Raw genomic sequence first — 18,780 nt, 5'->3', positions numbered from 1 at the left:
CTTCGTCTCACACGGTCCACTCTGAAAAGCCCTGCCATTCCAGGCCAACCGCATGGGGCAGAATTCTTGATTTTTGCACGATACCGTCAACCCCCCTTATCAGTTTGGCGACGGTTGAGAGAGAACTGAACGACCATCGCCTCGCTCGTCGAAACCTGCAAACTCAACGGCGTTGATCCGCTGGCCTATCGGACCGCCACGCTCACCGCCATCGTCAACGGCCACAGACAGAGCCGGATCGATCAACTGCTGCCAGATTCCTGTCGCAGGACCGCTGAAGGTCATGAGGTTGCGGCAGGACGCCCGCGGTCATGCGTGCCGCCATACCTTGATTGCGGAAATCACCAGGATCACAGCAAGGGCAGGCAGCAGCACGACACTCGGGACGATGCCGAGGAGCTGTCCGCCGATAAACGCGCCAAGGATCGATCCAAGGGCCATGACGAGCAGGAACATACGGTTGCTTCTGATGACGGCAAAGCTTTGGTCACGGCTGTAGCGGGTAAAGCCGACGACCATCGTCGGCAGGCTGACAGCCAGGGAAAGGCTACCTGCGAGCTTGATGTCTGCGCCGAAGAGAAGAATGAGGGTTGGAATCAGAAGCTCGCCGCCCGCGACCCCGAGCAGGGATGCCACGATACCAATCACGAGCCCCGCGACCACGCCTGCTATGATCTGCGCAGTCCCCGTCACAAGGGCCGACCCGGCTGAGATTTCGTGACCTAACACCAGCACGCCCGCGATGATGAGCAGCAAGATGGCGATCACCTTGTAGAGCGTCTCGGACTTCAGTCGCGTCGCCCAGCCCGCGCCGAGCCAGGCACCCGCGAGACTTCCGGCCAGGAGGTTGACGATGATTGGCCAATGCGCCGCAATCTGGTCGAAAGGAACCGTCGCCGCCCGAAATGGCAGAGCGAATGCTACGACGACCAGGCTCATGGCCTTGTTGAGGATCACCGCCTCCAACGCTGCAAAGCCGAACGGAGCGATCAGAAGGGGCAGACGGAATTCTGCTCCTCCAAGTCCGATCAGGCCACCAAGGGTGCCGATAGCCGCTCCGCAGATAAACGCCGCTGGCCGATTGCTGGAAAGGTCCTTCAAGGCGGGATCGGCCATGGCGTTATGTTCTCAAGGAAATCACGGGCCACGACCTATGACCCGGAAGCCGCGCATCGACAAGGGTAGCATGGCGTGTGTCACCGCGAGTGGCGCATGGCAAACCTGCGAACCATGCGGCGCCCAGAACATGAGTTTCTCGGTCAACCTGCCTATGTCGCCGAGTGCGCTCTTCACGTCATCCGTCTCTGTACATATGTAAGTATCCTGACTTTTGCAGCGAAAATCGTTGTGATTTTCATCGCAGAAATGGCACTGGATTGATTCACGCGACATGGTTGATAGGTTCAACCGCGCGATGATAAATTCAGTGCCAGATAACCTTGAAAGCCACACCCCATGACGACCGTGATCCGCCCCATCGCTTCGCCGGACGAGGCACAATGGCTGCCGCTGTGGCAAGGCTATCTGCGCTTCTACCGCCACCGCCTGCCGGAGGAACTCACGTCGCTCGCCTTTTCGCGCCTGGTCGATCCCGGATGCCAGCCGCATGGGCTGGTGGCCGAGCGCGGCGGCGCTCTGATCGGGTTTGCCCATTATCTGTTCCACCCGTCGACCTGGGCAGCCAACGACGTCTGCTATCTCGAGGATTTGTTCGTTTCGCCTGAGGCGCGCGGCAGTGGCGCCGGGCGGGCCCTGATCAAGGCGGTCTACGACTGCGCCGATGCGTCCGGCGCCGCCACCGTCTATTGGATGACGCAGGAGTTCAACGCCGATGGTCGTGCGCTCTACGATACGCTGGCGCGACGCACCTCTTTCATCCGCTACGAACGCTGACAGACCCGGATGCCGGCGGGCGTCGGCAAGGCGAAATCGACAACGATGCCGATATTCAGGCCTGGGCGCTCGCGCGGGATGATCGGATTGCATGTCCTGTCAAAGCTCTTCCGGGACGCGGGTGAGCTGTGGTTCGACCGACGTGAAGCGATCCCGGCCAAACAGTGGAATACGACCGGGATGCTGGCCCCACGTACCAAGCCTGTGAGGAACCTGACCATGACATGTCATATCTGCACCACCTGCGGCACTCAGTTCGGCGAAAGCACGGAGCCACCCTCTGCCTGTCCCGTTTGCGAAGATGAACGACAGTTCGTGCTGGCATCAGGTCAGGCATGGACGAACATGGCGGTCATCGCCTCGACCCATAAAATACTCTGGACCGAGGAAGCCAAGGGCGTTCACTCTCTTCGGATATTGCCGGAGTTCGGGATCGGCCAGCGAGCCTTCCTCATCGAAGGCCCCGACGGCAATATTCTGTGGGACTGCCTCAGCCTGCTGGACGAGGCCAGCATCACGAAAATTGCTGCCATGGGTGGCCTTGCGGCCATCGCGATTTCGCACCCGCATTTCTATTCGTCGATGATGGCGTGGAGTGAAGCCCTTGGCGACGTGCCTGTCCATGTTCACGCCGATGATCGCCAATGGGTGCGGCGATCAGGGCCGGCACTCAGCCCATGGACGGGCGAAATCTTCGAATTGAACCAGGCGACCCTGATCCGCTGCGGCGGCCATTTCGCCGGCAGTTCGGTGCTCTATTGCCCTTGGCTGGAAGACGGACGGGGCGCGCTGTTTGGTGGTGACACAATGCAGGTAACCCTCGATCGCAGATATGTCAGCTTCATGCGCAGTTATCCGAACCTCATACCGTTAAATGCGCGCGCGGTGAAAAGCATAGGAGAAGCGGTGCGTCCCTTTCGGTTCGAGGCGATCTACGGGGGATTTTCAGGCAGGACGATCAAACGAGAAGGATCGCATGTCGTGGAGAGATCAATCGCGAGATACATCCGGGCGATCGCGGACGACCCACAACAGGACTAGGCCGTGAACCCATAAGTCTTGATGACCGCCCTGGGTGGAACCCGTCATGCAAATCGACTAGTCGTAGTCCATGCTTAAGTTTGTAGAACAACAGCTCGGCCAAGGTTGGGTCGCCGAGCCAAATGCGCCAGAGCCTCAGGTTTCAGTTGCAGGCCCCTCGGTCAACGTCTGTTTCCGCTCGTATAGGCCCGTGCAAGACAGAAAACCGTCGGGTATTCTCAGGGCTTTGAACCTATTTTCGAAGGCCGGTCCGAAGTTTGATGAGACATGGGGCACTCTAAGCTTCATTGGTTGCAGCCGGTGGCGCTGGGACGACACCAACGATCATGAATGGTATAAGGTAGATGGCCATGGTCGCTACAGTGGCATAGCCCCGCGTTGGGGCGAGTTCTATGAGTTAGTTGGCCACGACACGATCCGCGATGCCGTGCCTTGGGAGACAATCCGGGCAGACACCGCTAACTCCCGACATTTCCTCTATTATTTTCGCGACGAAACGCTTGAGTTCATGGCCGAGGAGTGGTCTTTCATCCCTAGCCTGACGGTCTAATTTTGCGTTCGTTTGGAGCTGAGACTTTCCTGTAGTAGCGGAACCTGATTCAGATTCCAGGATGAGCCGCTATGATCTAACCGACGTTGAATGGCGCGTAGTTGCGCGGATTTTACGAGCTTGGGTTTAAGCGCCATCTCTCTCGCTCATTGAGCAAGCCGCCCCAAGGCTGCCACCATGACGGACGGCAACTTCGCGCAGCAGCGCGTTATATCTACACGATTATGCATCCGTTTCTTCAGGCTGGACTACGGAGACCATCACCGTCGTCCAGATAGCGAGCCTTCAAATCATTGGCGACCGATAGATAATAGTTTCGAGCAGTGGCGTTCATTTGGCGCTCCCCTAGCTCGCGCAGCGCTTTCATCTTGACTGTCATCGCCGCGCGGTTGCCGGGCTCGAGGTCGAGCAGATAGTCCGCTTGTTCTGCAGCCCACTGAAATTCACCGGCTGCGAGCGCCGCTTCAGCACTTTCCAGCATTTTGGCGGAGCCGCCCGACATCGCTACGAGTTTTCCCGCTCGCTCTTTCGCAGCAAGGGGCCAAATATTGGTTGGGTTACCATCGAACCAGCCTGCATTCTGGCAATAAATGCCACGGATCGACCACGGCACGGTCCCATAAAATTCCTGCAGGTAGGGATGCTGCGCTAGTTCTTCAGGCAACTTGATTTGCTGCACCAGCTCGTCAGGGGTCATACCCTTGGCAATGCCTTCAATCGTCTTTTCGTACACGAACTTGATGGCATCCCGATAAGCCGTCAGTGCGTTGCGAGCATCGGCCGCATTCTCGATCACACCCATGTGGCCGGGTACAATAAAATCCGGTTCGAGCGAGAGCAGCTTGTCCAAGCTCTCGATCCACTTGTCTACCGGGCGCGTCGGCAGGCCGCGCAACGGAGCGATATTCGGAAAAGTCTTCAGCAAGACATCGCCGGCGATGAGTACCTTTTGCTCCGGGAGCCATACCGAAATGTTGTCGTCCGCTTCCCCGGGGGTCAAAATCGGTTGAAGTGCGATACCTGCGATAGTGATGGGTTTCTCATCACCATCGAACGTATTGGTCGGCGGCAAAAAGCCTTGGCGGGTATGAGGCATCGTCCTGCCGTATTCCAACTGCGTGCCCGCGTTGATGAAGTCCTCGGCCGGAAGATGCATGCCGAAGGCATCGCCTCCATCGCGCTGACCGCGACCCATGCTGGGTGTCGCAGAACGCAAAAGCTCGTGGCTATAAATTCCTGGGCTCTCATTGCCCGCGAACACAGTCGCACCGCCCGTATGGTCGGGGTGATTATGGGTATAGATGATCGCCTGAACGGGACGAACGAGGTGAGAACCAAACGCCTCTACGATGGCCGTCGCATCAACAGGATTGGCGGCGGTATCAACGATAATCGAACCTCCCCGGCCGGCAATCAAGGTGACGTTGCTGGCCGAGTAGCCGATGGCGGCATATACCCCGTCGGTGACGTGGACGACGCGTGGCCGAAATTCCTCCGAATGGGCAATCAGCTTCTCCCTGCCAATGAACTCGTCCTGAGAACCGGTTTGCAGTGTGGGTTTAATGGTCATGGCATCCCGTTTCCGTCTGTCGTCGCGAAGGCATCTTACTAATCGGGGGCCTGAGGTCGAGAACTTCATGGCCGCAATTGAACCTATAGAGCCTTTGGAAACATATACCCTGCGGGATAATTCCACGGCAGAAGGCCCAGACTGAGCAGGGCCCCCGCACCTTACCAATCCGTAAGTTGTGGCCAAGCCGCCGCCTCGGCTAAATTGCCCGCTCCAGGCATGCCGGGAACGATCGGGCCGATGCGAATCCTGCTTATCGAGGACGATACCAAGACGTCCGACTATATCGCCAAGGGCCTTTCCGAGGCAGGCCATGTCTGTGACGTGGTCGGCGACGGCCGCGATGGGCTGTTTCAGGCGCAGCGCGAGGCCTATGACGTCATCGTCGTCGATCGCATGCTGCCGGGGCTCGATGGGCTGGCGATCGTTCGCTCGCTCCGGGCTGCCAAGATCGGCACATCGGCGCTGTTCCTGACCTCGATCGGCGGCGTCGACGACCGGGTCGAGGGGCTGGAGGCAGGCGGCGACGATTATCTCACCAAGCCTTTCGCCTTCTCCGAGCTGATGGCGCGCGTCAATGCGCTTGGCCGCCGGCCGCCGGTGCAAGAGCAGAAGACGGTGCTGAAGGTTGCCGATCTCGAGCTCGATCTGATCCGCCGCGAAGCCCGCCGCGCCGGCCAGGTGATCGAGCTGCAGCCGCGTGAGTTCGTCCTGCTCGAAGTGCTGATGCGCGGCGAAGGTCGGGTCATCACCAAGACGATGCTTTTGGAGCGGGTCTGGGATTTCCACTTCGATCCGAAGACCAGCGTCGTCGAGACCCATATCAGCCGCTTGAGGGCCAAGGTCGACAGACCGTTCCAGGCCCAGCTTCTGCACACGGTCCGCAACACCGGATACAGCCTGCATGCGCCGCGTTAGAACATGATGGCTCCCAACCCCACAGGCTTTTTGGCATCGTTCTCCAGCCTGCGCCGGAGCACGCCGTTCCGGCTTGCCGTCACCTTCGGCTTGCTCTTCGTCGTCACCTTCTTCTTGAGCGGCGCGATCATCTATCACATGCTGGACCTTGGCCTCTCCCGCGATCTCGAACAGTCGCTCACCGAGATGAATTCGCTGATCGTTTCGACCTACGAGCCCGGTGACACCGGGGATCTCGTCAACACGCTGAACAATTATGCGAGCTTCCAGTCGACCTCCGACGGGCTTTATTCGCTGACCGACCATGCCGGCAAGAAGCTCGCCGGCAATTTCGCCGCACCGCCCATCCCGAACGGCGTCTATACCGTCAGCTCGGGCGATGTCGGGCTGAAGGGGCATGAACGCTACCGGATGCAGGTGTCGACGATCGGCCCCTACAGCCTGGTGGTCGGCGACAACTTCAACGATGTCGACGAGATGCTGAGGATCGTGCTTGAAAGTTTCGAATGGGCCGCGGCGATCGTCGTGGCGACGGCGATCGGCGGCGGCGCCTTTCTCGCCGTTCGCGCCCAGGCGCGGCTGGACAGGGTGGCCAACACCATGAACGACGTCTCCCACGGCGCGCTCGACGCCCGCATTCCGATCAGCGGCAATGGCGACGATCTCGATACGGTGGCGACCCAGATCAACGCGGCGCTGGTGCGGCTGCAGACACTGGTCGAAAGCATGCGGCAGGTGAGCAGCGATATCGCCCATGATCTGAAAACACCGCTCAACCGGCTGCGGCTGACGCTCGATGCCGCGGTGGCGGGCAATGACCGGCAGGCGGATGTGTCGGCCCTTCTCGACGAAGCGAGAAACGAGAGCGACCGGATCAACGCCACCTTCGAGGCGCTGCTGCGCATTTCCCAGATCGAGGCCGGCGACCGCAAGGAGCGTTTCCAGCCGACCGATCTCGATGCCGTGCTTGCGGTGATTTCCGAGGTCTATGTCGATGTCGCCGAAGATGCGCAGAAGTCGCTGCGGATAACGGCGCGCGCTCCCGCCATCATCCGCGGCGACCGCGATCTGCTGACCCAGATGATCGCCAACCTGGTGGAGAATGCGATCAACCACTGCCCGGCTGGAACGGTGATCACGGTTTCGATGCGCCGTGAGCACGATCGCGCCATCCTCTCGGTCGCCGATACCGGCCCCGGCATTCCCGCCGGCGAAAGGGACAAGGTCTTCCGACGGCTCTATCGGCTGGACAAGAGCCGGACGACGCCCGGAAGCGGGCTCGGGCTCAGCCTCGTCAAGGCGATCGCCGAGCTGCATGCGGCCGAGATCACCACGGGAGACAGTCAACCCGGCCTCATCGTCTCGATCGCCTTCCCCCTACTCTCGGGAGAACGATCCTGACCGCTCATCCCGGCGAGCGATCCTGACCTTTCATCCCGGGTGAGCGGTCCCGACCGCTCACCCTCGACACCGCGAGGCGGCTGAAGCGGGCTGCAAAGCGGCGTATTTCGGCAGCAGTGCGATAGGGCAGAACGCTCCACGGCCGGCGGCGGCCAAGCCGGTAGGCCGAAAGCCCTGACTGGATCTGCGAGCTGGCATCCGCCCTCTGGCTGACCGGCAGCGGATCGACGAAGCAGGCGCTTAAGCCCTCGTCGAATTCCAGGTCGAAGGCGAGATCATAGGGCAGCCGCATCGGCAGCAGCGCGCCGACCATCCAGCCGGCCGCCTTGCGGTTGATCAGATAGGCGCCGGAGCCCTTCTCGCGGGTCAGCGCGATGGCGAGCGAGCGCGATGCCGTCAGCGGCGCCACTTGGTGCTTGCGCCCGGTGTTGACGGTGGAGAGACGCAGGATGTCCCAGCGCTCCTTATGCTGAAGGGCAGCCTCCACCACATCGGCGAGGTCATCGTCGAAATCGAGGTCGTCTTCCAGAATGAGGGCGAATTCGGCATCGCCGGAGAGGAAGCGCCAGGCGCATTCGACGTGGCTGAGATAGCAGCCGATCTCGAAAAGGTTCGGCCGGCGGCCATGCCGGCTCAGATAGGAGGCTTCGTCGAAATCCGGATGCGGCAGGCTGAGCGTTGCGCCATCCACCGCCGCCACCCGCTCGAAGGCAAGGCCGATGCCGGAAAGCAGGCGCTCCATGCGAAACCGCCGCAATGGCGCCCGGTCGAGATTGATCAGATAGGTGTTGACCCGCAGGCTGACCGGATGGATCGCCGGCATCAGGGCGGCAGGTGTAGCGTGCATGTTCATGAGAAATCTGGCCTTCGACTTGGCAATGACTGCGCCAAACTTGCGCTCGAAATCTCACCGGCACCTCGCCGGGGCTATACATTTTCGTAAGGTGGCAAGGGTTCGAGTGTGGGGCGGCTGACGTGCGGGCGCCTGCACCCGGACGAGACATCCGGCGGCGGTCCCCAGACGGCAGACTTTGCTAAGCGACAAGAAGACGGTTGCCGCGATCTGGATCGCCGATCCTCAATCGGATTTGCAGCCCTTGGAAATCCCGCCGATTCAAGACAGACTCGTCCCGCTCTAACTCTTGGGGACAATCTGATGGAAAACCACGAGCCGTTTTTACGCGAGGCGATTGCGCTCTCGAAATCCGCGATGGACCGAGGCGACGAACCATTCGGCTCGGTGCTGGTGAAGGACGGCGAGGTCATCCTGCGCGCCGAAAACAGCGTCTTCACCGGCCACGACATGACGAACCACGCCGAGATGAACCTGGTGAAACTGGCGGCGCAGCACTACGACACTGCTTTTCTCGCCGACTGCACACTCTACACCAGCACGGAGCCGTGCGCGATGTGCTCCGGGGCGATTTACTGGTCGGGCATCGGGCGTATGGTGTTTGCGTGCTCCGAAACGCGGCTTGGCGAGATCGCCGGCATCGGGTTGAACGTGCCGAGCCGGACGATCCTGCAAACCGGCGCACGCATCGTCACTGTGGTTGGCCCGACGAACCTCGAAGACGAAGCCGCCGAAGTGCATCAGGAATTCTGGCCGAAGCATCTGGGCAAGGTTTAGCCTCAGCTGGAAGTTTGGCGAAACCGCGCCCCCAACCTCCGCCTGGGATCCATGTCCGCCGCTGACGGATGCCGCCGTGGATCCTCGGGTCAAGCCCGAGGAGGACGGAGTGTGGGGTGAGCTTTGGGGCAAATAGCATCGGGAATGGCGGGAGAGGCAACGTAAAGACTGCGGTTCACATCCAACGCCGACGCGCCATCCGTTGCGCAGGCCGGGAGTTTGGCGAAAACACATCCCCAATCTCCGTCATCCCAGGCCTTGAGCCTGGGATCCATGCCCGCCGCCGACGGAGCCCGCCGTGGATCCTCGGGTCAAGCCCGAGGAGGACGGAGCGTGGGGTGAGCTTTGGGATAAATACACTGTTGTGTCAGGACATGGGCGGCAATGAGCCGAAGCGGTCAGTGAAGAAGGGGAAAATCTTGGCCGAGAATGATTATGATGCCTTCGCGGCGGCATACGACGCGGATAATGAGGCCAACGCCTGGAATGCCTATTACGAGCGGCCGGCCATTCTTGCCCTGGTCGGCGCGGTCGCCGGGCTTTCGGTGCTCGATGCGGGATGCGGCGGCGGGGCGCATGCGGCAGAGCTGATTGCGCGCGGGGCAGATGTCACCGGGATCGATTGCAGCGCCGGCATGCTGCAGATCGCGCAACGTCGCCTCGATGGGCGGGCGCGCCTGCTACAGGCGGATCTGAGCGTTGCATTGCCGTTCGAGGATCAGGCGTTCGAGCTGATCCTCGCCTCGCTGGTGCTGCATTATCTGCCGGACTGGTCGGGGCCGCTCATGGAATTCAACCGGCTGCTGCCGCAAGGCGGCCGCCTGGTTTTCTCGACACACCATCCCTTCATGGATCACCCGTCGAGCGGCCGCGACAATTATTTCGAGACCTACAGTTTTGACGAGACCTGGCAGCGCGGCGAAAAGCAGATCGCCATGCGCTTCTGGCATCGGCCGCTGCACGCCATGTTCGACGCACTCAAAACGGCTGGATTTCAGATCGACATCGTCAGCGAGCCGCAGCCCGATCCTCGCGCCCGCACGCTGTTTCCGCGGGCCTATCAAAACCTGACGACCACGCCGCGGTTCCTCTTCTTCTCGGTGGTGAAAACATGACGATGTGGATGACGAGAATTTTTCGCTATACGGTAGCAGTTGCCACCACCGTCGAATTTCGGTCGAGTCAGACTTTTAGACACTGGCCTGCGAAAATCGCAGATGACCATGACTCTTTTCACCTCGTTGGAACGTCGTTGTAGCGACCGTCGTCGAGCGGTCGAATCCGACCCGAATGAGGACTGAGACATGGATCTGGAAGGAAAGCGAATTGTGGTCGTCGGCGGGAGCCGCGGCTTGGGGAGGGGGCTAGCCGAGGCATTCGTGGCTCGCGCGGCCGAAGTCACCGTGGTCGCCCGCAACGCCGCGGCCGCGCAGGGGCCAGCCGAGCAACCGACCGTCACCGCAATATCGGCTGATGCAACCGATGTCGATGCCGCATGGCGGATCATGGAGCAGACGCGACCTGATCTCGTCATCATGAATGCCGGTGCGGAACCGCTCATGGAACGGATCGACCGGATTGGCTGGGAGGCATTCACGACCAACTGGAATGTGGACGTTAAGGCCGCGCTCCACTGGGTACAGGCTGCCCTGACCCTGCCGATGACGCCGGGCGGGCTTGTCGTCCTGGTCTCCAGCGGAGCGGCCGTGCAGGGGTCGCCGCTATCGGGCGGTTATGCGGGAGCCAAGCGCGCGCAGTGGTTCATTGCAAAATATGCCGAGGGCCTGTCGGCGCAACTCGGCCTGGGTCTGCGCTTCCGGGTCATCGTTCCCCGGCAGATGTTCGCCGGAACCGGCGTGGGTGATACCGGCATCGGGGCTTACGCCGCGGCGGCGGGTCGGACATTTGCCGAACAGGCCGCCACCTGGCCGGACATGACGCCGCGGGCTTTCGGTGATACGGTTGCCGACCTGATCGGCAAGACGGCTCTCGCCGAGGCTATGGTCTATGCCGTGCGCGGCGATACGGGTGTGACGGTCATCGAATGACGGAAAACGCTGCTCTCGAAGCCGAAGCGAGGAAAATTCTGCTCGCGGCGCTTGCCAGCGAAGCGGACGCGCTTCGCCCCGAGCTGCATCGCTATGCTGCTCGTCTGGTAGGGTCGGTGATCGACGGCGAGGATGTGATTCAGGACGCGTTTGCCAGGGTATTTGCGACGGCTGGCTCGATCCCGCCGGGCGCCCCGCTGCGACCCTGGCTCTTTCGCATTGTCCACAACGGAGCCATAGATGCCCTGCGCCAGCGCAGTACGCGCCGATCCGAGCCCCTTGAGATGGCCTTTGATCTGGCCGATATCAGCGCCGTCGGCCCGGAGGACGCGCTGATCCGGCAGGACACGGTGCGGGTCGCCCTGGGCCATTTTGCAGACTTGCCGGTGCCGCAACGCAGCGCGGTGATCCTCAAGGATGTGTTGGGAGAGTCGCTCGCGGACATCGCAGCGCTGCTGGACCTGAGCGTCGATGCAGTCAAGGCCCATCTGTCGCGCGGTCGGGCGAGATTGCGAGCCATTTCCGACGTGCGGTCCGAGGTTGCGCCATCGCCTAGTCCCGAGGTCCTGAACTTTGCAGCGCTCTTCAACGCCCGGGACTGGGACGCTTTGCGCAGCCTGCTGGCCGAGGATGTTCGGCTTCGTCAGGCGCGACGGCCGGAAATCTCGGGTGCCGCCGACGTCGGTCGATTTTTCACCTATTATGCCGAATATCCGCCGGTCAGGCTCGAACCGGCCTGGCTGGAAGGCCGGGAAATATTGCTGGTATCAGCCGAACCGTCTGATGGTCCTCGCTATTTCATGCTGCTCGAATGGCGGGAGCAAAAGATAAGCCTGATCCGCGACCATCGCTATGCGACCTATGTCATTGATGATGCGGCGGACGTAATGTTGGCGGCATCGCGGTGACCGACCTTGATTAAGACGCGCTTTCTCGATGTCCGCTATCGGCGTCATTTGCGGCAGCGGCATCGCCCTCGTCCTTATCGCAGCAGTCTACATCCACCGTTATGTCGGGATTGGCCTATTGCCCGCACCGCTTTACCTCGGCATCAGGACGAAGTTCTTTGAACGCTGGAGCTGAGCAGCCAAACCCGAAGCCCGACGCAGCGGGATAGTCGGCGCAACAAAATTTTCCCTCACCTCGGGAACAACAGGCTCCGCCGATCGTAAGTATGATGGGCCGTGCGGAGGTGCGTCATAACACAGCCATGCACTTCGATACTCTGTGCGGCCCACTCCTGCCCCATCCCGGAGATCCTCACCCCACCTCGCCCAGGTGGCGTTGGACCCACTTTGTCTCTTCCGATGCGGTGCGGCCGAAATGGCGTTTGAAGTCGCGGCTGAATTGCGCCGGGCTGGCGTAGCCGACCGAGGCTGCGACCTCGGCGATCGTGCTCGTCTGGCGGGCGATCATCAACCGTGCTTCGTGCAGCCGGATCGCTTTCACATATTGCATCGGGCTGCTGCCGGTCAGATCCTTGAAGTGGACATGGTAGGAGGGAATGCTCATGCCCACCTCCCTGGCCAGATCGGAAACCGCAATCTCGCGGCCAAAGTTTTCCCGCAACCAGGCCAGGCTCCGGATGATTTTTCCGGATCTGCCTTTCTGCTGCAGCGCCGCGATCATCGCGCCGCCTTGCGGCCCGACCAGCACCCGGTAGTGCAGTTCACGCAGCAGGCCGGCGCCGAGCACGGCAATGTCGGCGGTGCTGCGAAGCGCCACTAAGAGGCGCAGCAGGACATCCTCGATATCGCCGGCCATCCGGCTCGACACCAGGCTTCTCGGCGCGTCGCTTCTAAGTTCGGCGTGTTTTTCCATCTGCAGGGCGATCTCGGCCGCCATCTGCATATCGAACTCGACATAGACGGCCAGCAATGGCCGCTCGGCACTGGCGGTCGACTTCATCCGGAAGGGAACGGGCAACGAAACCGCCAGATAATGTTCCTCATCGTAAGTGAAGACTTCCCCTTCGAGGATGCCCTGCTTGCTGCCCTGCAGGACGAACACCGCGCCTGGCTTATAGAGCACGGGCACGTCGTCGAGCACCGCTTCTGTCCGCAATATGCGCACGGAGCCAAGCGCCGTCGGATTGTAGCCGTGGCGGGGCGCGAGCGTTGCGGCCAGCTCGACCATCTCCAGCCGCCTGGATGGGTTTCGATCGTTGATAGGATTTGGCAACATATTCAGACAATCCGCCATCGATGCACTGATCGCCTCATATTATTTGTCAAACACCCCCAATCAAGGAGTGTTTGCAGATCATGTCGAAAAAGACCTTCTTCATCACCGGCGCCAATTCCGGCTTCGGGCTGGCCATTGCGACGGCGGCGGTCGAGGCCGGCCATACGGTGATTGGCACCGTTCGCTCGGACGCCTCACGCGCAGCGCTCGCCAAGGCACTGCCTGCCCTACGGCCGGTCCTCTGCGATGTCACCGAGTTCGACCGTGTCGCTGACGTGGTCGGCCAGGCGGAGGACGAGCATGGCCCGGTGGACGTGCTGATCAACAATGCCGGCTACGGCCATGAGGGCGTGCTCGAGGAGTCGCCGATCGAAGAGATGCGGCGTCAGTTCGAGGTGAATGTCTTCGGCGCCGTCGCGGTGGCCAAGGCGTTTCTTCCGAGGTTTCGCGCGCGACGCAAGGGGTTCATCGTCAACGTCACCTCGATGGGCGGGATGATCACCATGCCCGGCATCGGCTATTATTGCGGCAGCAAATTTGCGCTTCAAGGCATATCGGAAGTGATGCGCGCGGAAATGGCGCCGTTCAACGTGCATGTGACGACGCTCTGCCCCGGCTCGTTCCGAACCGACTGGGCCGGGCGATCGATGGTGCGCACGGAGCGGTCGATCGCCGATTACGACGCGCTGTTCGATCCGATCCGTCAGGCGCGGCAGGCAGTCAGCGGCAAGCAGCTCGGCGATCCCGCCCGGCTGGCCGCCGCCGTCCTGGCGCTGGTGGAATCCGACACGCCACCGCCGCAGCTTCTGCTCGGCAGCGATGCGCTGAAGCATGTGACGGGCAGGATCGCCCGCCTTAGCCAAGAGATCGAAGCGTGGATGCCTGTCACCCTCTCGACCGATGGGTGACAGGAAGGAACGCGGCAAGCGCACTCTGAGCGCACCCGCCGCGCGGGTGATTGCCATGCTCGAGCATCGCCATGACTTCCGCGATATAAGCGCTCAGCGGCATGGCGCGCGGGTCGGCCGCCTGGGCAGCGCCGGTCAACTCGGTCCGGACATAGGGCGGCGAGATCTCCGGCATCGCGAACCGGAGGGAACCACAACTGTCGTTTTCCGCTTGACTGCCTACCTACTGGAAGGTAGAAGCAACCCATGATCAATCTTCTCACGACATCCGATGAGATCCTCGCCTCGGCGCGGGCGCTGATTACCACCGGCGGCTATAACGGCTTCAGCTATGCCGATATTGCCACGGTCGTCGGCATCCGCAAGGCCAGCATCCATCACCATTTTCCCAGCAAGACCGATCTGGTCCGCACGCTTATCCGGCGATATCGGGACGATGCCGAGATGGGCGTAGCGGCTCTGGAGCGGAACGTGCAGGACCCGCTCGAGCTCCTCAAAACCTATGCGGGCCATTGGGCCAAGTGCATCGACGATGCCAGCCGGCCGTTTTGCGTCTGCGCGCTGCTGGCGAGCGAACTGCCGGCGTTGCCGCCCGAGGTCGCCGAGGAGGTCAAGGGGTTTTTCCGCTTTCTCTCGGCCTGGCTGACTTCGGTCATGGAACGCGGCGCCAAGACCGGGGCTTTGAGCCTGTCCAGCGAACCCCGCGTCGAGGCCGAAGTGTTCATGGCATCCGTCCATGGCGCCATGCTTTCCGCACGGGCTTACGGGACGCCGGAGGTGTTTCCCACCATTCTGGCCCCGACCCTGCAGCGGCTGTCTCCGACCGTCGCTCGATAAGGTTCCGGGCGGAATGGCCGCCCGGAGTGACAATTCCGGCCTACAAAACTACCAACTAGTAGGAAGAACGAGATGAAAACGAACTTTCTCCCCGCCCTTATGCTCAGCCTCTCGGCGATCTCGTCGGTGGCTCTATCGGCCATGCCTGTCTTCGCTGAGGACCAGAAGGCCGAGCAGATTCACGTCAGAGGCAGCATCGTCAATTACAGCGGCTCGACCCTCACGGTGAAGACGCGCGAAGGGGCGAGCGTCGATGTCACCCTCGCCGACGGCTGGAAACTTGCGGGCGTCGCCAAGGCGGAGGTCACCGACATCAAGCCTGGTGATTTCGTCGGCATCGCCTCGCTGCCGAAAGAGGGCGGCGGTGACGGCGCGCTTGAGGTGCTGATCTTCCCGCCGGCCATGAAAGGCGCCGGTGAAGGCAGCTACGGCTGGGATCTCAAGCCGGAGAGCAGCATGACCAATGCCACCGTCGCCGACGCCGTCAAGGGCGTCGACGGCCGGACGGTCACCGTCTCTTATCACGGCAAGGAAAAGAAGATTTCCATTCCGGACGGCACGCCGGTCGTCACCATCGCTCCGGCAACCAAGGATGATCTCGTTGTCGGCGCCGTCGTCTTCGTGCCCGCCGAAAAGGCCGCCGCCGGCACCATCGCCCATCAGGTGCTTGTCGGCAGGAATGGCGTGGTTCCGCCGATGTGAGCCACGCCGTCGCCGGTCGGCCCGGCCGCCCCGGGTCGACCGGCGAACCAACAATCCCAAACTCAGGAAAAAACTCATGATGACCTACGATCAAACCACCGTCGCCGCTGGCGACAGGGAACAATGGCTGACGCGCTATTATTTCACCCGCGCAGCGTTTTCTCTCCTCTGGGTCGCAGCCGCCCTGACTGCCGGCCGCCAGTCCTTCTCGGTGGCGGCGGCCCTGCTGATCCTCTACCCGGCCTGGGATGCCGCCGCCAATTTTGTCGATGCGGCGCGACATGGCGGCCTGGCAGGCAACCGCAGCCAGGCGATCAACGTCGCCGTCAGCGCGGTGACAACCGCCGCCGTGATCGTCGCCCTGACCATGAGCATGAACTCAGTCCTCGCCGTCTTCGGCCTGTGGGCGATCTTTTCCGGTCTGCTGCAGCTCGGAACAGCTGTCCGGCGCTGGAGAACCAATGGTGGCCAATGGTCGATGATCCTCAGCGGCGGCCAATCGGCGGTCGCCGGCGCCTTCTTCATCGCCCAGGCGCAAATGCCGGAACCCCCATCGATCGCCAACATCGCCGGCTACGCCGCCCTCGGCGCCTTCTATTTCCTGGTCTCGGCGGTATGGCTGGCTGTGACGCAGATGCGGCGGAGGTAGCAGGACGCCTCGGCTGTCCGGTTCGCGCCGGCGGTTAAAACAAAGACCAGGCGCGGAGCCACGGCGTCAACAGGACGTGGACCCAACGCCATCAATCACCTCCCCCGCCACAACAATCGCTGCGGCAGAATTCAGCGCAGTTGTTCGGCCAGATCGGCAACGCGTTTGTCGAAAACGGGCCCTCAACCTCCGTCATCCCAGGCCTTGAGCCTGGGATCCATGCCGCAGCTCGTGGAGGCCAAACTGGATCCTCGGGTCAAGCCCGAGGAGGACGGAGGGTGGGGTAAGCTCTCCGGTAAACACAGGATGGCGGACAGAGGAAGCGGCGGATTTTGCTTGGGTCATGCACTTGGGTCATACAAAGGGCGTCCGCGCTTACGCCGCCAGTCCGTAATCATAAGCCTTGCCTCTCTCCGTTCCCCGCCCGCTCTACCATGCACGTCCCCTCTCCCCATTTTTCGGGAGTTCGAAGGACGGGTCGAGCCACGCCGCGCCAACCGGACCGCCTTGGGCCGGCAGCAGCCACAATTGCCAGTTGCCTTGCCAAGCTCGCGGTCAGCGACAGGCTTTCGCGTCTTATGCTATCTGGTTGTTCCAGAGCGATCAGCGGAAAAGTTCGATTCGAAAGTGGAACGGAATGGGCAAACCGGCGACAGAAGCGTCAAAACGCAGCGAGATCCCGCAGCCCTCACGCGACCTCACGCACCCGAGCATCCCCTCTCAGTTGTCTGCAAAACGCGGGAGCAGCGCCGATGCTCGACTTTGATCCGCTATATTCGACCCCGCGGGTTGAGGCTGTCAAACAGTTCATCGATCAGCACTATTCGCTTGCCGGGCCGGTCTCTTGCCGAATGCTGCAACGCGGCCTGAACGATGTTTATCTTGTCGTTGGGAGCAACGGCGAGCGTTATGTCTTCCGACTTTCCCATCAGCGGGCGCGGGGTCCGGCCGACGTCAGAACCGAAACGGCTTTCCTCACACATCTCACGCAATCGGCCGTTCCGGTCGCAGCACCGATCCCGACACGCGATGGGGCCCTGTCCCTGCAGGGATATGCGCCGGAGGGTGCGCGCGAGGGGGTGCTCTTCCGGGCGATCGATGGCCGCAAACCGCAGGCGGCGGATGCCGGCGATGCCGCCGCCAACGGCAAAACCCTTGCTCTGATGCACAATGCAGCCGAGACATTTTCGCCGGACGGAGCACTCTATCGGCTTGACCTCGAACACCTGCTGTTTCGGCCGCTCGCGCGAATACGCGACAGCGGCATTGTCGAAGACGCCGACGTCCGTAGCGATCTCGAACAGATCGCGGCGCGGACCGCAAAGGCGATCGAAGCCTTCGGAGATCTGACCTGGACCTATTGTCATGGCGATTGTCACGGCTTCAACTCGCGGATCAACGACGCTGGCGAAGCGGTATTTTTCGACTTCGACGACGGCGGCCCGGGGTACCTCGCCTACGACCTCTCAGTCTTTTTGTGGGCGCAAGTCTCCTTCGGCCGGAGCTCGACCGCCATGTGGAACGCCTTCATCGACGGCTATCGCGCCGTCCGGCCGATCACGCCGGACGATTTTGAGGCAGCCCTTCGCTTCGTGATCGTCCGCCACTTCTGGCTGATGGGCGAATATGCAAGCCGGGCACAAGAATGGGGAAGCGAGACCGTCGGCTGGATCGCGCGGGAAGCGGATTTTCTGAAGACCTGGGAGACAGAGCAATTTGTCGATCGTCTGTTCTGAAAGAGGTTCTCGGCCTGGTCAGCAACGATATTGCCAAGTTCCTCGGCTTCAACTAAATTAAGAGCGCACACATCAGGGTTGAGGGTATAACTCAGTCCGTTGCACGCTATCAGCGGCCGAGTGCGGGTGGGCTCTTCGAGCTAAGCAACTTCTGGATCAACGAAAAGATCTCAGGAGTTTACGTGTCAAAACAGTTACAGAAATTGAGAAACGAAGCGTCCGTCCGTCAGGCCGGTTGCTGCTGGTATTGTGATTGCAAGATGATCAATAGCACTGCAGCTTCAATCCGCCGGTGCACAGCTGAGCACTTGGTGCCGCAATCATGCGGCGGCAAAGATAACGTTGGGAACGTGGTGGCTGCCTGCTGGTTTTGCAACCAAATCCGCCACAGGCAGAGGCAGGTGCTAGCACCCGAGAAATACCGCAAGTTCGTCCAGAGGAGGCGCGCTATAGGCAAATGGCACGGGTTCTCATAGCAAGCGTCGCCCGCTCGCAAATGTTGCGCTCGATCGGCGAGGCGTTTGTCGAAAACGCGCCCCCAACCTCCGTCATCCCAGGCCTTGAGCCTGGGATCCATGCCCCAGCTGATGGAGGCCGGCGTGGATCCTCGGGTCAAGCCCGAGGAGGACGGAGGTGGGGTAAACTCTCTGGCAAACTCAGCGACGGCGGACGGAGGAAGGGGCCAATTTTGCTTCGGTCCGCAATCATCGTCA

General features: G+C 61.4%; 21 protein-coding genes and 1 pseudogene. 17 read left to right on the top strand and 5 right to left on the bottom strand.

The genetic code is table 11. From position 1 onward, the window contains the following. Positions 1–135: 135 nt before the first annotated feature. Positions 136–255 (top strand): annotated as a pseudogene (locus HJB84_RS22665) (transposase domain-containing protein); the annotation flags it as partial. 54 nt (positions 256–309) lie between these two features. Here the strand turns inward: HJB84_RS22665 and HJB84_RS22660 are convergent. Then, positions 310–1,116: a sulfite exporter TauE/SafE family protein gene (locus HJB84_RS22660; protein WP_221116973.1), complete on the bottom strand. Its 807-nt coding sequence runs from the start codon at positions 1,114–1,116 to the stop codon at positions 310–312. Positions 1,117–1,455: 339 nt separating this feature from the next. Between HJB84_RS22660 and HJB84_RS22655 the strand changes: the two genes are divergently transcribed. The 3 genes from HJB84_RS22655 (at position 1,456) to HJB84_RS22645 (ending at position 3,484) form a co-directional block, all read left to right on the top strand. After that, positions 1,456–1,893 carry a GNAT family N-acetyltransferase gene (locus HJB84_RS22655; RefSeq protein ID WP_221116972.1) on the top strand — a complete coding sequence of 146 codons (438 nt, stop codon included), beginning with the start codon at positions 1,456–1,458 and terminating at the stop codon, positions 1,891–1,893. Positions 1,894–2,112: 219 nt separating this feature from the next. Next, positions 2,113–2,934: an MBL fold metallo-hydrolase gene (locus HJB84_RS22650; RefSeq protein ID WP_221116991.1), complete on the top strand. Its 822-nt coding sequence runs from the start codon at positions 2,113–2,115 to the stop codon at positions 2,932–2,934. 70 nt (positions 2,935–3,004) lie between these two features. Continuing rightward, the gene (locus HJB84_RS22645; protein ID WP_207583315.1) at positions 3,005–3,484 is read left to right on the top strand and encodes a hypothetical protein; all 480 of its coding nucleotides are present in this window, start codon (positions 3,005–3,007) and stop codon (positions 3,482–3,484) included. Between the two features lie 238 nt (positions 3,485–3,722). On the opposite strand, the gene HJB84_RS22640 is transcribed toward HJB84_RS22645, so the two are convergent. Then, complete coding sequence (locus HJB84_RS22640; protein ID WP_221116971.1) at positions 3,723–5,054, bottom strand: alkyl/aryl-sulfatase; 1,332 nt, start codon at positions 5,052–5,054, stop codon at positions 3,723–3,725. 240 nt (positions 5,055–5,294) lie between these two features. On the opposite strand from HJB84_RS22640, the gene HJB84_RS22635 reads away from it, so the two are divergent. Together HJB84_RS22635 and HJB84_RS22630 are read left to right on the top strand one after the other, a co-directional pair. Then, positions 5,295–5,972 (top strand): winged helix-turn-helix domain-containing protein, encoded by a 678-nt coding sequence (locus HJB84_RS22635; protein ID WP_207583313.1) that lies wholly within the window; start codon positions 5,295–5,297, stop codon positions 5,970–5,972. Positions 5,973–5,975: 3 nt separating this feature from the next. Continuing rightward, positions 5,976–7,373, top strand: a complete 1,398-nt coding sequence (locus HJB84_RS22630) for a HAMP domain-containing sensor histidine kinase (RefSeq protein WP_221116970.1) — start codon at positions 5,976–5,978, stop codon at positions 7,371–7,373. A gap of 4 nt (positions 7,374–7,377) precedes the next feature. Here the strand turns inward: HJB84_RS22630 and HJB84_RS22625 are convergent, their stop codons facing one another. Next, the gene (locus HJB84_RS22625; protein ID WP_221116969.1) at positions 7,378–8,226 is read right to left on the bottom strand and encodes a glycosyltransferase family 25 protein; all 849 of its coding nucleotides are present in this window, start codon (positions 8,224–8,226) and stop codon (positions 7,378–7,380) included. A 303-nt stretch (positions 8,227–8,529) separates the two neighbouring features. On the opposite strand from HJB84_RS22625, the gene HJB84_RS22620 reads away from it, so the two are divergent. The 5 genes from HJB84_RS22620 (at position 8,530) to HJB84_RS22600 (ending at position 12,134) form a co-directional block, all read left to right on the top strand. Beyond that, positions 8,530–9,003: a nucleoside deaminase gene (locus tag HJB84_RS22620; RefSeq protein ID WP_221116968.1), complete on the top strand. Its 474-nt coding sequence runs from the start codon at positions 8,530–8,532 to the stop codon at positions 9,001–9,003. 419 nt (positions 9,004–9,422) lie between these two features. After that, the gene (locus tag HJB84_RS22615; protein ID WP_221116967.1) at positions 9,423–10,118 is read left to right on the top strand and encodes a class I SAM-dependent methyltransferase; all 696 of its coding nucleotides are present in this window, start codon (positions 9,423–9,425) and stop codon (positions 10,116–10,118) included. Between the two features lie 189 nt (positions 10,119–10,307). Continuing rightward, positions 10,308–11,051, top strand: coding sequence for an SDR family NAD(P)-dependent oxidoreductase (locus tag HJB84_RS22610; RefSeq protein WP_221116966.1), 744 nt, complete (start codon positions 10,308–10,310; stop codon positions 11,049–11,051). Continuing rightward, the gene (locus HJB84_RS22605; RefSeq protein ID WP_221116965.1) at positions 11,048–11,959 is read left to right on the top strand and encodes a sigma-70 family RNA polymerase sigma factor; all 912 of its coding nucleotides are present in this window, start codon (positions 11,048–11,050) and stop codon (positions 11,957–11,959) included. The genes HJB84_RS22610 and HJB84_RS22605 overlap by 4 nt, the downstream gene beginning before the upstream one ends. Before the next feature lie 28 nt (positions 11,960–11,987). Then, positions 11,988–12,134, top strand: a complete 147-nt coding sequence (locus HJB84_RS22600) for a hypothetical protein (RefSeq protein WP_221116964.1) — start codon at positions 11,988–11,990, stop codon at positions 12,132–12,134. A gap of 177 nt (positions 12,135–12,311) precedes the next feature. Here HJB84_RS22600 and HJB84_RS22595 read toward each other — a convergent pair whose 3' ends face one another. Continuing rightward, positions 12,312–13,235, bottom strand: a complete 924-nt coding sequence (locus tag HJB84_RS22595) for an AraC family transcriptional regulator (RefSeq protein WP_221116963.1) — start codon at positions 13,233–13,235, stop codon at positions 12,312–12,314. A gap of 80 nt (positions 13,236–13,315) precedes the next feature. On the opposite strand from HJB84_RS22595, the gene HJB84_RS22590 reads away from it, so the two are divergent. Then, positions 13,316–14,143, top strand: a complete 828-nt coding sequence (locus tag HJB84_RS22590; protein ID WP_221116962.1) for an oxidoreductase — start codon at positions 13,316–13,318, stop codon at positions 14,141–14,143. On the opposite strand, the gene HJB84_RS22585 is transcribed toward HJB84_RS22590, so the two are convergent. Then, a complete protein-coding gene (locus tag HJB84_RS22585; protein ID WP_221116961.1) occupies positions 14,121–14,318 on the bottom strand; it encodes a hypothetical protein in 198 nt (65 codons plus the stop codon). The genes HJB84_RS22590 and HJB84_RS22585 overlap by 23 nt on opposite strands. 71 nt (positions 14,319–14,389) lie before the next feature. Here HJB84_RS22585 and HJB84_RS22580 point away from each other — a divergent pair, with 71 nt between their 5' ends. The 5 genes from HJB84_RS22580 (at position 14,390) to HJB84_RS34145 (ending at position 18,543) form a co-directional block, all read left to right on the top strand. Further along, positions 14,390–14,980 carry a TetR/AcrR family transcriptional regulator gene (locus tag HJB84_RS22580; protein ID WP_221116960.1) on the top strand — a complete coding sequence of 197 codons (591 nt, stop codon included), beginning with the start codon at positions 14,390–14,392 and terminating at the stop codon, positions 14,978–14,980. Between the two features lie 72 nt (positions 14,981–15,052). Further along, positions 15,053–15,682 carry a hypothetical protein gene (locus HJB84_RS22575; RefSeq protein ID WP_221116959.1) on the top strand — a complete coding sequence of 210 codons (630 nt, stop codon included), beginning with the start codon at positions 15,053–15,055 and terminating at the stop codon, positions 15,680–15,682. Positions 15,683–15,758: 76 nt separating this feature from the next. After that, complete coding sequence (locus HJB84_RS22570; protein WP_221116958.1) at positions 15,759–16,331, top strand: DUF308 domain-containing protein; 573 nt, start codon at positions 15,759–15,761, stop codon at positions 16,329–16,331. A 752-nt stretch (positions 16,332–17,083) separates the two neighbouring features. Beyond that, positions 17,084–18,067, top strand: a complete 984-nt coding sequence (locus HJB84_RS22565) for a phosphotransferase enzyme family protein (RefSeq protein WP_221116957.1) — start codon at positions 17,084–17,086, stop codon at positions 18,065–18,067. 182 nt (positions 18,068–18,249) lie between these two features. Then, positions 18,250–18,543 carry an HNH endonuclease signature motif containing protein gene (locus tag HJB84_RS34145; RefSeq protein WP_221116956.1) on the top strand — a complete coding sequence of 98 codons (294 nt, stop codon included), beginning with the start codon at positions 18,250–18,252 and terminating at the stop codon, positions 18,541–18,543. Positions 18,544–18,780 lie beyond the last annotated feature (237 nt).

Origin of the sequence: Rhizobium sp. NZLR1b (assembly GCF_019685155.1) — a bacterium.
Classification (GTDB): Bacteria; Pseudomonadota; Alphaproteobacteria; order Rhizobiales; family Rhizobiaceae; genus Rhizobium.
This window is presented reverse-complemented; position numbering and strand designations above follow the sequence as displayed.

Bases quoted from the DNA above. Each gene is read 5' to 3' on its own strand.
- HJB84_RS22660 (WP_221116973.1), bottom strand. From the start codon at position 1,116: ATGGCCGATCCCGCCTTGAAGGACCTTTCCAGCAATCGGCCAGCGGCG.
- HJB84_RS22640 (WP_221116971.1), bottom strand. From the start codon at position 5,054: ATGACCATTAAACCCACACTGCAAACCGGTTCTCAGGACGAGTTCATT.
- HJB84_RS22655 (WP_221116972.1), top strand. From the start codon at position 1,456: ATGACGACCGTGATCCGCCCCATCGCTTCGCCGGACGAGGCACAATGG.
- HJB84_RS22605 (WP_221116965.1), top strand. From the start codon at position 11,048: ATGACGGAAAACGCTGCTCTCGAAGCCGAAGCGAGGAAAATTCTGCTC.
- HJB84_RS22625 (WP_221116969.1), bottom strand. From the start codon at position 8,226: ATGAACATGCACGCTACACCTGCCGCCCTGATGCCGGCGATCCATCCG.
- HJB84_RS22620 (WP_221116968.1), top strand. From the start codon at position 8,530: ATGGAAAACCACGAGCCGTTTTTACGCGAGGCGATTGCGCTCTCGAAA.
- HJB84_RS22610 (WP_221116966.1), top strand. From the start codon at position 10,308: ATGGATCTGGAAGGAAAGCGAATTGTGGTCGTCGGCGGGAGCCGCGGC.
- HJB84_RS22645 (WP_207583315.1), top strand. From the start codon at position 3,005: ATGCTTAAGTTTGTAGAACAACAGCTCGGCCAAGGTTGGGTCGCCGAG.
- HJB84_RS22565 (WP_221116957.1), top strand. From the start codon at position 17,084: ATGCTCGACTTTGATCCGCTATATTCGACCCCGCGGGTTGAGGCTGTC.
- HJB84_RS22585 (WP_221116961.1), bottom strand. From the start codon at position 14,318: ATGCCGGAGATCTCGCCGCCCTATGTCCGGACCGAGTTGACCGGCGCT.
- HJB84_RS22570 (WP_221116958.1), top strand. From the start codon at position 15,759: ATGATGACCTACGATCAAACCACCGTCGCCGCTGGCGACAGGGAACAA.
- HJB84_RS22650 (WP_221116991.1), top strand. From the start codon at position 2,113: ATGACATGTCATATCTGCACCACCTGCGGCACTCAGTTCGGCGAAAGC.
- HJB84_RS22595 (WP_221116963.1), bottom strand. From the start codon at position 13,235: ATGTTGCCAAATCCTATCAACGATCGAAACCCATCCAGGCGGCTGGAG.
- HJB84_RS22575 (WP_221116959.1), top strand. From the start codon at position 15,053: ATGAAAACGAACTTTCTCCCCGCCCTTATGCTCAGCCTCTCGGCGATC.
- HJB84_RS22635 (WP_207583313.1), top strand. From the start codon at position 5,295: ATGCGAATCCTGCTTATCGAGGACGATACCAAGACGTCCGACTATATC.
- HJB84_RS22590 (WP_221116962.1), top strand. From the start codon at position 13,316: ATGTCGAAAAAGACCTTCTTCATCACCGGCGCCAATTCCGGCTTCGGG.
- HJB84_RS22600 (WP_221116964.1), top strand. From the start codon at position 11,988: ATGTCCGCTATCGGCGTCATTTGCGGCAGCGGCATCGCCCTCGTCCTT.
- HJB84_RS22630 (WP_221116970.1), top strand. From the start codon at position 5,976: ATGATGGCTCCCAACCCCACAGGCTTTTTGGCATCGTTCTCCAGCCTG.
- HJB84_RS22580 (WP_221116960.1), top strand. From the start codon at position 14,390: ATGATCAATCTTCTCACGACATCCGATGAGATCCTCGCCTCGGCGCGG.